Source organism: Mesorhizobium sp. M7A.F.Ca.US.002.01.1.1 (assembly GCF_004022955.1).
Classification (GTDB): domain Bacteria; phylum Pseudomonadota; class Alphaproteobacteria; order Rhizobiales; family Rhizobiaceae; genus Mesorhizobium; species Mesorhizobium ciceri.
The window spans coordinates 46,219-57,086 of sequence record NZ_RZQE01000003.1 but is presented as its reverse complement, the minus strand read 5'-3'; the positions used below and the strand labels follow the sequence as shown (position 1 = coordinate 57,086).

General features: G+C 57.7%; 7 protein-coding genes and 1 pseudogene. 6 read left to right on the top strand and 2 right to left on the bottom strand.

The annotated features are described in order from the left end of the window. The coding region (locus tag EN932_RS01110; protein WP_245483245.1) for a GMC family oxidoreductase at positions 1-1,637 on the bottom strand (1,637 nt) is incomplete at its 3' end. 523 nt (positions 1,638-2,160) lie between these two features. Continuing rightward, positions 2,161-2,625, bottom strand: a complete 465-nt coding sequence (locus EN932_RS01105; RefSeq protein WP_063169349.1) for an Lrp/AsnC family transcriptional regulator — start codon at positions 2,623-2,625, stop codon at positions 2,161-2,163. Positions 2,626-3,246: 621 nt separating this feature from the next. On the opposite strand from EN932_RS01105, the gene ectB reads away from it, so the two are divergent. The 6 genes and pseudogenes from ectB to panD all read left to right on the top strand — a co-directional run bounded on the left by ectB (position 3,247) and on the right by panD (position 10,771). After that, positions 3,247-4,563 carry a diaminobutyrate--2-oxoglutarate transaminase gene (ectB, locus tag EN932_RS01100; RefSeq protein ID WP_063169350.1) on the top strand — a complete coding sequence of 439 codons (1,317 nt, stop codon included), beginning with the start codon at positions 3,247-3,249 and terminating at the stop codon, positions 4,561-4,563. A gap of 225 nt (positions 4,564-4,788) precedes the next feature. After that, entirely contained in the window at positions 4,789-6,249 is a 1,461-nt protein-coding gene (locus EN932_RS01095; RefSeq protein WP_063169351.1) for an aldehyde dehydrogenase family protein, read from the top strand. Between the two features lie 328 nt (positions 6,250-6,577). Next, positions 6,578-6,946: a GNAT family N-acetyltransferase gene (locus EN932_RS01090; protein WP_063169352.1), complete on the top strand. Its 369-nt coding sequence runs from the start codon at positions 6,578-6,580 to the stop codon at positions 6,944-6,946. Further along, entirely contained in the window at positions 6,924-7,391 is a 468-nt protein-coding gene (locus EN932_RS38660; RefSeq protein WP_224571101.1) for a transporter substrate-binding domain-containing protein, read from the top strand. The genes EN932_RS01090 and EN932_RS38660 overlap by 23 nt, the downstream gene beginning before the upstream one ends. 756 nt (positions 7,392-8,147) lie before the next feature. Beyond that, a pseudogene (locus EN932_RS01080) lies at positions 8,148-9,341 on the top strand (IS256 family transposase). A gap of 986 nt (positions 9,342-10,327) precedes the next feature. Then, positions 10,328-10,771: an aspartate 1-decarboxylase gene (gene panD / locus EN932_RS01075; protein WP_063169354.1), complete on the top strand. Its 444-nt coding sequence runs from the start codon at positions 10,328-10,330 to the stop codon at positions 10,769-10,771. The last annotated feature ends 97 nt before the right edge of the window (positions 10,772-10,868 follow it).

Sequence of the window (10,868 nt, the reverse complement as noted above, 5' to 3'; positions counted from 1 at the left end):
TAGCTCCGTCTGCCGTCTCTCAAGGTTGTGTCGGCCAATTTCTCAGCCACCATAATCGTCGGAATGTTTGTGTTCGCCCGAGGGCAAAATGGCATGACGGAAGCGTCGGCGATCCTCAAACCCAAAATACCATGAACGCGTCCCGACGGATCGGTCACAGCGCCAGGATCCGCGGCTGCCCCCATCCTGCAGGTCGACGTCGGATGCCAACTTGGGATGACGTTCTGGCGAATATACCGATACAGATGTTTCTCGTCGTTGACGAGATCGGAAATGCTATCCCCATCCGTTATGACGCGCCTAATCAGCCCACGGCGCAGCCGCGGCGACGCGTCCATGAGCAGCGCCAGAAATGACGTGAGTGCATAGTTTGTGCTTGTGACCTTGCTCACCAGCTTCGCTCGCGCATTCAACGCTGACGGAAACGGGTCCAGCGCCACAGAGGACAGCGAATCTTGCTGCAGCAGGCGGACTATGAAGCGAAAGCCCTGCTTGAGGCGCTCGGCGTCCCGCTTGTCGCTCAACCAGTTGAAATCGACCTCCGGCTCTATTTTATGCGAACTACCCTTGAGCGCCACAGTTCCCGTCGAGTAGCTGCGATTGACCCACACGGCGAGAGTGCCGAGGCGCCTCCCCAGCGGGTGCCAGGATGATTTGGCAACAGTCGATATTGCCATATCGGTCGACGGGCAGCCTTCGTAACCCGACGAGTAGCGGGCGTGCATCTGAATATATTCGCTCACGCCGGGTGACAAGCGATCGGCCGGCTTCAAATAGGCCGAAACGCAAATCGTGGGGTGTTCCTGAAGATTCTGGCCCACACCTTTCAAATCTGCAACGATAGGGATTCCGAATTGTACTAATTCCTTCGCGGGGCCGATCCCGGAGCGCATCAATATGGCGGGTGAATGGAGTGCTCCTGCGCACAGGATAACGCAAGAAGCGCTATACGATTGCACGCCCGATTTGTTCTCCGTCTCGACCCCCGTTACCGTTGTTCCCAAAAAGGTCAGCCGCGCAACTGTCGTTTCGGATAAAATCGTTAGATTGCGGCGAGAGCGGACGGTTTCGGGTAAGTACGCCATCGCGGAGGAGACCCGATGACCATTGCGGTTGGTCAATGGGACAACTGAATAGCCATCACCGAATGCACCATTGAAGTCTGGCCTGAAATGAAGCCCCAAAGCATCGTAAGCATCGGAGATTGCCCGGATGAAGCCCGACCAGTCTGATTGGCGCACACGTTTGATTGGCAAGGGGCCGTTCGTGCCATGAAATTCCCCGCCGAAATCCAAATCGCATTCTAGACGACGGAAGTAGGGCAGCACGTCTTCCCAACCCCAGCCCGTTGCACCGCTTGAGGCCCACTCATCGTAATCTCCGCGCCCGCCGCGGTTGGCGACTTGGGCATTGATGCTGGAGCCGCCACCCATGACGCGCGCCTGTTCGTAATGGACAGGCTTGCGGCCACCTCGCACCGTTGTCGCGTGGAGTGACTGCCATCGATAACCGGGATTAAGGTAAGCACGCGTTGGGTCGCCATCCTGGATGTCGTCAGGAATGGCATTCGGCGGCGTATCAGGGCCAGCTTCAATGAGCAGCACGCGAGCGCCATAGGCGGAGAGCCTGCTCGCCATCACGCATCCAGAGGAGCCACCACCCACGACGATATAATCGAAAACCACGCAAACTCGCAAATGTCTGAGTCGGGCAAAAATCTAGCAGACGGCGAGCAAGCAAAAACGCGCAATTATCTTGCAGGACGCAGGAAATCAGCGCATTCTTAAGAGATTCGCATTATGGCGGCCTCCCAACGGGGCGGAACGTTTAAACATGACCTTGCCAGCAGTCCATCAGGGCTGAAGGCGATGCCGGAGCGTCGTGACTTAAGTGGACAAAGCGCATCGCGACTGAAGGGGACAAACCTATCGCGAGATACATCAGAATGCAGCCCGGTAGGTCCAGAAGTGCTTTTGCAGCATCGCGCTGACGAGGCCGTTGTAAGGAGCAGAATGATGCTTCGCCTTGCGCTCCATCGCCGCTTTAGCGGTACGAAAACTCCCGTCCCAATCATGGCCGGCGGGCAAGGCGGCTGACCCTTGCGCCAGTCATCGGTGAATCGGATCAACCAGTTGTTGAATGCGCGTAAGATTGCGCGTTCTATACATCGATTGGCACCGCCAAGGTTACCTTCGTGCGATCCATCACAATCATCGTGCTGTAATTTCTAACAGCCGGGCTATCAAAGAAGAAACGCCTCGAGAATGCGTCGTACTCTGCCAAGTCACGCACGGAGAGAAGGAGAACGAAATCGGCGTTACCGGTGACCGCATACGCGCTCATTACTTCAGGCGCCTTCTGTAGAGACTGCTTGAAGCGATCGATGACGTCGGAACGATAGCGCTCAATGTCGACCAAGACCAGCATCATCAGGGACCTGCCCACCGCCTCAGGCGACACGATTGCAACATCAGCCTCAATTACGCCAATTTGTCGCAACTGCTTCAATCGCCGCTGACAGGCCGTGGGCGATATACCGGCCAGTTGGCCCAATTCTTCCGTTGTTTGGCGATTGTTGCGCTGAACAGCGCTTAAGATTTTCAGATCTATCCGATCCAATTCCATGGTCATTCTCCGGAATAGCTGCAATTTGCGCAGAAAAACTGCGATATGCACTCGACTGTAGCCTCAACCCCGCGCAGACGGAAGCCCAAACGATCAGGCCAGGCATGGGACCAAAGTCGGCTATCGTCCTCGACGTCAGTTATAGCCATTGGCCGAAGAGTGCTGTCCACCATCGCCCAACTGACAATGGCAGCCGACGGTCAAAAGCCGAGGCCTTGCGCCCAGTTCGGCCGAGGAAACGTCTCGGAACTTAAACGCTAAGCCGACTGGACGATGATGATAGGGGGGACCTCTATTTCCGCGCTTCGGCTTCCATTCGTTGGCTCACGCTGCCAAGAGTCTCATCTGTGTATAGGGAATCGAGCGCTAGGTTCGCCTGCCCCGGTTGCTGCATCAAATGCAGCCGTCTTGAGGTGGTTGGGAAAAATCGTCACCGCAGCCACACAAACCGCCGGCCTTATGCAACCTGCCGGCAATTTCGCATAATTACTGCATCCCGCCGCTCAGAATTTGCGCAAGGCGCCCAATGTAGCGCGCTATTGTCTCACAACGGCACCTACACGCCACTTCATAAAGCAGAAGAGGCCTGGCTTTGCAGGCTTCAGATTGAGGAGTTCGCCTATGAGCAAGCAATTCGCACCTGAAATGGATGCAGGTCTCGCGGTTTTCAATCGCCTGGAGTCTGAGGTGCGCAGCTACGTCCGCGCCTTCCCCGCCCTATTCGATCGCGGAGTCGGGACCACTCTCATCGCTGCAGACGGTCGGGAATATCTCGACTTTTTCGCCGGTGCAGGCGTTTTGAATTATGGGCACAACAACCCCGTCATCAAGAAGGCGCTGCTGGATTATATCGAGCGCGACGGAATTGTGCATGGGCTGGACCTTGCCACGACGGCCAAGAAAGCCTTCATCGAAGCTTTCGAGCGATACATTCTCAAGCCTCGTGGTCTGACATACAAATTACAGTTTCCCGGCCCCACAGGTACGAACGCGGTCGAAGCGAGTCTAAAACTGGCTCGCCAGGTGACCGGGAGATCGAACATCGTCTCGTTTACCAACTCGTTCCATGGGGAAAGCGCTGGAGCATTGGCAGCGATGGGAAACAAGGAGCACCGGGCCGCTGCCGGGTTTCCCCTCGCCCATGTGACATCGTTGCCATACGAAGGCTACCTGGGGGCGTCAGTTGACACAATCGATTACTTCGAAAAGCTTCTCAATGACCCCAACAGTGGCCTCGACAAACCTGCCGCGGTGATCCTGGAAGGGATCCAAGGTGAAGGCGGCATCAATGCTGCGAGCGTTACTTGGCTGCAACGGCTGCGCGAGCTAACGTCGCGGCACGGAATCTTGATGATCCTCGATGACATCCAGGCCGGGGTCGGTCGCGCGGGCAGTTTCTTCAGTTTCGAAGCGGCTGCAATTGTGCCGGACATCGTTACCCTGTCCAAATCTTTGTCGGCGATCGGAACCCCAATGGCCCTTATTCTCATCAAGCCTGAACTTGATGTCTGGGCCCCGGGCGCACACACCGGGACCTTCAGAGGCAACAACTATGCTTTCGTCACTGCTCGTGCGGCCCTCGAAGCTTACTGGTCCGACTCCAAGTTCGAGGATGAGATCGCTCGCAAGTCTGCGATCTTGGTCCAAGAACTCAACGCGATTACCGAGGAATTCCCCACCCTCGGCCTGAGCGTGCGAGGCCGCGGTCTGATGTACGGACTCGTTTCACCGAAGCACCACTCCTTGCCAGGTCTGGTCTCCCAGGAGGCTTTTCGTCGGGGCTTGGTGATCGAGATCGCCGGCTCATACGGTGAGGTGCTTAAGTTCATGACTGCCCTCACCATCGCCGAGGCTGACCTTCGGCGTGGTCTGTCCATCATTCGCGACAGCATTGGCGCAGTAGCGACTACCCTCGACGGTGGAGGCGCGGCTCGCTAGCCGACAAAGCACCGGGCCACTAGCAGGTCCAAAATCGGGCCGCTCGCAGTCACGGAACGGGAAGGCCGTTCCGTGGCATGTGGCAGTGGGCGAACTCGGAGCGGCTGAACGGCAGACTAGGGCTTTCACTGCCGGACCGATACCACGGTTGCCGTTCTTCCTGCGGCGCCGACCACTGTCGCTGCGCCAATTCGAAGAAAATCGAGCGATAAGAAAGAGGACTGGATGGCCAGCAACGACGTAGTCAAAAATTATATCGATGGCGAGTGGCGGGATTCTGTGTCCGGCACACGCATCGAGGTCGATGACCCGGCGAGCGCCGAAACGATTGCTGTCGTAGCTGAAGCAGGACCCCAAGACATCGAGCTTGCCGTTACTGCTGCTCACCGCGTTTTTCGCGACCGCGTGCTGATAGACATGCATCCGTATGATCGCGGTCGCATGTTGTTTCGCGTTGCCGACGCCCTTGAAGCGCGTTTCGACGAGATCGCAGCCATTAACTGCGCGGAGACGGGGAAGGCATTGGAACTTGCCGATGGCGAGGTTCAGACCGCCATCAGATACCTGCGATACTATGGTGGCTTGGCCGACAAACTTGAAGGGCGCTCGATCCCGCGCGGGGCCAACCTGGTCAACTACACAGTCAGAAGTCCCTTCGGCGTGTCCGCCCAGATCGTTCCGTGGAATGGTCCACTTGAACTGACGGCCCGCTCGCTGGCCTGCGCCATCGCAACCGGCAACTCAGTCGTGGTGAAGTCGCCGGAACTAGCTCCCCTTTCCGGAGTTGAACTTGCGCGTGCCTGTGAGACAGCGGGGCTGCCTGCCGGAGCGGTCAACGTGCTCACTGGATACGGCCAAACGGCAGGCCAGGCGCTGATCGAACATCCCGACGTTCGCCACATCGTCTTCACGGGCTCGATTACTACTGGGCGGACGGTGCTCAAGACGGCAGCGGATCGGATCGTGCCCTGCATAATGGAACTGGGCGGAAAGTCGGCTGCAGTTGTGTATTCCGATGCCGACCTCGACTGCGTTGTGGAAGCGGTACGCGTCGGGACCTTTCTGAATGCAGGCCAGAATTGCAACAACCTTACACGTCTTATTGTGGAACGTTCTATTGCAGACAAACTGGTGGAAAGAGTGAGGGTCTGCGTCGAAGGACTGTCGGTCGGTCCAGGACGCGAAAACTGCGACATCACCCCGTTGATCTCCCGAAACCAACGACAAGGAGTTGAGCGGGCCTGCCAGACGGCCCTCTCGCAGGGCGCGCGACTCGTAACCGGCGGGACTGCGCTTTCGGAGCGGAGCGGTTACTTTATGGCGGCCACGGTGTTTGCCGATGTCGCGCGAGACAGCAATCTCTTCCAGCAAGAAGTATTCGGTCCTGTTCTTGCCGTTACCACGTTCGATAATCCGGGAATGGCCGTCAATCTCGCGAACGACACCGTTCACGGTCTGGCAGCGGGCGTGTTCACGCGGGATATTGACCGGGCCCTCTGGACCGCCGACCGCCTTTGGGCCGGTCAAGTGTACGTGAATGGGTGGTATGTGGGCGGGGTGGAAACACCGTTCGGTGGGATAAACCAGTCCGGCTACGGCAGGGAGAAGGGTCAGGAAGCGCTGGACGGCTACGTTCAGACGAGAAACGTTGGTATCCGCCTCTCGCAGCCACCATCTGGAAATTGAACGCTTGCTGATCCCTACCGACGGCGCGGCTGTCGGGCGATGCAGGATTCAATGACCTCGACCAAATCGAAATAAGCCCGGCGAGAGAATCCGTATCGGAGGTCATCGAGAACAACTCTAATCATAGGATTTTTGGCTGCGGACGGGCTTTACCCACCACGGACATGTAGGAGCGCATTGCCTAGCCCGCTGCGTGGGTCGCATGGGTCAGGAGAGGATCACAGTGCTTCAGAGACAATTGAGATTCGCAGAGCTGCCGCCGAAGATTTCGACAAGTTGGCAATGTTGAACCGCGAGTTGATCGAGGCCGAGAAGCATCGAAACCCCGATGACGGTTTCAGAACTCAAGGAGCGGTTTATTCAGTTGGTGAATCGCGAAATTTGGATGGTCGACCTCTTCAGCCAGAACGGCGAGATTGTGGGCCTCGCCACTCATCGTTTGGAGCCAGACAATGCGGAGCCGAGTGGGCAACGCGTCTTTTTGAGGCAATTCTACGTCAGCTGCCAACACCGACGTTCGGAGATTGGCTGCAGGACCCTTGAGCTGCTTATTCGGTCTCGTTTCCACAACAAATCAAGGATTTTCCTCGACGTGCTGGAGACCAATCCTGGCCGCAAGACCTTCTGGTCTCACACCGGTTTTGTCGCCTACAGCACGCTCATGGAGCGTCTCGTTGAAAAAGCGGACACCAAATAACCTGCGGTGCTGGGAATTAATTTGGGGATCGGATTGTCTGGCATTTGCGTGCGTCGCGCAAAAACACGAGAATAGAATCGAGCCGGTCGTAACCGAATGGGGCTCACTTGTCCCCGGCCTGCAGGCTAGCCGCTTCGACTTCATCACGGCCGGCATGTGGATCAAGCCGGAGCGCTGCCGCAACGTGCTGTTCAGCGAACCGATCGCTACGGAGAGAGGCGCACTGCTGGTGCCTAAGGGCAACCCGGAAGGGCTGCATTCTTATGAGGATGTGCGTGACAAGGGACTCACCTTCGTCAGTGATACAGGCTACACCGCGGTCCAGGACGCGAAAAAGTCAGGCATCGCCGACGACAAAATCATGCAGGTCGCCGGACCGCCGGCGGACAGGCTGTCGCGCCGCCGCCGGTGCCCTCGACTACTTTACAGCGACTGGACTTGTTAAGAAGGACCACAGCCTTGAGCTGGCCGATTCGTTCATCGCGCCAGCCAACTATCCTGCTATCGCCTTCGAGCTCAACGAGCAGGCTGCGGTCGACGCGTTCAATGCCGTATGCAGGACTATGTTGGCTCTGGCGAAATGATGGCAGTATTCGGCAAATACGGCTACGGCAAAGACAACCTGCGGACGGCAGCAAGACCGCTGACCTCTGCAGAGGCTGAAGGCAATGTGCCTTAACACGTCCCCGGTCATGGCGGGGACGTGTTCAGTGGGCAAGCGTCTGTGAGGCGATTTCAGGTCCACCGTGGCGGTGCTCACAAGACGCGCCTCATTGCCTGAAACAAACACATCTACACTTCATCGGGTGCGCACATGTGAGCGTCGCGGCCCACAATACGACGGCCAATATGCGGGCTGGCTCACCTGCCACATCAGGCAACTGCGCAAGCAAATCCCCTGACGTGTGCCGGAACGAGAAGCAGGAGAATACTGTGGAAATCAGAGTTGTACGCCCGGGCGACCTTTCTCAATTGCGCAAGATTTGTGACGAACACATCGACTTGGAAGGGGTGACAATAGCGGACCAGGACCTGAGTCCTTATTGGAACTCGGCGTTTTTTGGAACACCTGCCCAGTTGTTCGGTTGGGTTTGTGATGAAGGAGGGTGTGTGCTGACAGTTCTGCAAATTCGCTGAGAGAGGGCGGTCATGGCAGGCTGGTGATTGTTCACGTCACCGATTCCCGCGAAGGAACGCCACCATGACCAAGATTGAAAGTAAGACCGGCAGCGCTGCCATCAAAGACATTCTGCTTTCGGACCCGGACGGACTTCACGAAGTGATCCGTGCGGTGATGCAGGAGGTACTCGAGGCCGAGATGGACGAGGCGCTGGGGGCTTCGAAGAGCGAGCGCACACCTGAGCGGCTCGGCTACCGCTCGGGTTATTACGGCCGCACCCTTGTCACGCGGGTCGGCAAGCTTGAGCTGCGGGTTCCGCAGGACCGGGCCGGCCGCTTCTCGACCGAGCTTCTCGAGCGTTACCAGCGTTCGGAGCGGGCCTTGGTGGCGACGCTTGCGGAGATGTATGTGCAGGGCGTGTCGACCCGCAAGGTCAAGGCGATCACGGAAGAGCTGTGCGGCCATGCGTTCTCGGCCTCGTCGATCTCGGCCATCAACAAGCGGCTGGACGAGAGCCTCGCTGCCTTTGCCAGGCGCCCCCTTCAAGAGCCGTTTCCTTACCTCATCCTCGATGCGCGCTAAGAGAAGGTGCGTGAGGCCGGCGTCGTCATGAGCCAGGCGGTGCTGATCGCTGTCGGCATCGACTGGGACGGCCGGCGCCAGATCCTGGCCGTCGAGATGGCCAATCGCGAAAGCCGCTCGGCCTGGAGGGATTTCCTCGTCGCGCTGAAGGCGCGCAGCCCCAAGGGCGTCGAGCTGGTTGTCTCCGCCAATCATGCCGGCCTGGTCGCGGCGATCGGCGAGGTGATCCCCGAAGCCGCCTGGCAGCGCTGCTACGTCCACTTCCTCAGGAACGCGCTCGATCACCTGCCGAGAAAGCACGGCGCCGACTGCCTGCAGGACTTGCGCTGGCTCTAATGACCGGCGCGATCTCGCCGAGGCCAAGGCCGATCTCGCCGCATGGCTGTCCAAATGGTCGGGCCGCTATCCGCGACTGACGAGTTGGGTGGAGGAGACCATCGAGCGCACGCTGACCTTCTTTTGCCTGCCGCGCCAGCATCACAAGCATCTCAAGAGCACCAACATGCTTGAACGGCACAATGAGGAAATCCGCCGGCGCACCAATGTCATGCGCATCTTCCCCAATGAAAGCTGCCTGCGCCTCGTCAGGGCGCTGGCTGCGAGACCAACGAGAACTGGATGGAGGCCAACCGCTACATCAACATGGACGATCTGCGCGAGCACAAGAAGCTCGCTCTACGCCAAGCCGCATGACCAGCATCGTGGCCGCCCCATTTTGCAGAACTTGACGCACACAACCTGAAGGAGGTAAGCGTCATGACAACTCTTAGAGGATACATGACCGCGTCGATCCGGCTTTTCCTTGTTGGTCAGGGGCGATCCTCGGGTACGCCTCCGGCGAGGGCCGCCTTGCGCGATCATGGCACGGTAGCGAGGCTGGGCTCTTAAGGTCGTCCTTAGGAGCGTAAGCCCCGCGACCATCCCATCGCTGAAAACAAACCCTTGATCAGCGGGCGCCCGACGGACCGCCTCTGTCGTCGTGGCGCTCCCATGAAGAACCTGGCCCATAGTGCATCCTTTGATTCGGAAGATAAGGATGCCCCATCAAAACCTGAGATCAAACATTTAGGCAGGCCTCGACTGGGACAAGTAAAACGGCCGCATTCGAGGCATGAGGCTGCACGCGTCTAAGATCCGAACAGCCAATACCCGAGCGTCCTCGACATCCCCGCCGCCAGAAGTCAACGATGCCCAGATCGGCCGCACGACCACCAGCAGAAGGGCGCCACCTCAACCCGTCCTACACTCAACATTTTGTCGCGTCCGCGACGTGCCTTCTTGATCCGATCCGTGGTCTGCTCACCTAAATAGCTGAAAGAGATCACGCATTTCTGTTTCCGGCCTGATTAGCCAGTTTGGCACGAGGTTTGCAACTTTGTGTGCGATCCAGTTGAACGGGCCGATTGGCACAGTCACCTGAAATCACAACTAATTAAAGGAACGGAACATGTCGGAACTGTATCGGATGGCATTACCAATGGGGGACAGCCGGCCGGCAATGCCTCCGCCCACCACAACCAGCCTTCGCCTGACTGTCTCGTGCTGGCCACGCCAGAGTAATCAATTTTGTCCTAAGAACCACAATACGACAAATCGCAGAACGTCCATCCATCCATCCTGAAACCAAGACACAGCAATCGCTTGTCGACGCAGTGTCCCACCGCCGAGAGGAAATGTAGATGAGAAAATTTGTTGCCGCCAAGCTTCATGGAATAACTGTGACCGACGCGAATTTGAACTACCGGGGCTCAATAACTTTGGATCCAGATCACTGCGACGAAGCCGGCATCCTTCCAATGGAATTCGTTGAAATCTGGAATAAATCATCGGGCGCTCGAATCAGCACTTACGTGATTTATGGAGAGCGGGGTTCTCGTTGCTGCGTGCTGAACGGAGCCGCTGCTCGCACCTGTCAGGTCGGGGACGAAATAATCGTTTGCTCCTCCGCATACATCGAGGAGCATCAGATGGTGGAGATCAAGCCGCGAGTGCTGACTTTCCACCGGGATAATTCTATCTGCGACCACATGTTCTACGAGGGTGCAATAGACGACGATGGAAGGATAACGTTCTCGATTCGCGAGGGCTCTCCCGGCGATAACGCGCTAAAACTCACTCCCTAGTAGGGCCTTTCGGTGACAGCTCGTGGCGCCGGGTCCCGGTCAAGGGCGTACTCGTCCCCAGTACTCTGGTACGCGATACAGTGCATTATCCCACTCG

Excerpts from the sequence above, each read along its gene's own strand:
- EN932_RS01095 (WP_063169351.1), top strand. The coding sequence starts at position 4,789 with ATGGCCAGCAACGACGTAGTCAAAAATTATATCGATGGCGAGTGGCGG.
- EN932_RS01105 (WP_063169349.1), bottom strand. The coding sequence starts at position 2,625 with ATGGAATTGGATCGGATAGATCTGAAAATCTTAAGCGCTGTTCAGCGC.
- ectB (WP_063169350.1), top strand. The coding sequence starts at position 3,247 with ATGAGCAAGCAATTCGCACCTGAAATGGATGCAGGTCTCGCGGTTTTC.
- EN932_RS01090 (WP_063169352.1), top strand. The coding sequence starts at position 6,578 with ATGACGGTTTCAGAACTCAAGGAGCGGTTTATTCAGTTGGTGAATCGC.
- panD (WP_063169354.1), top strand. The coding sequence starts at position 10,328 with ATGAGAAAATTTGTTGCCGCCAAGCTTCATGGAATAACTGTGACCGAC.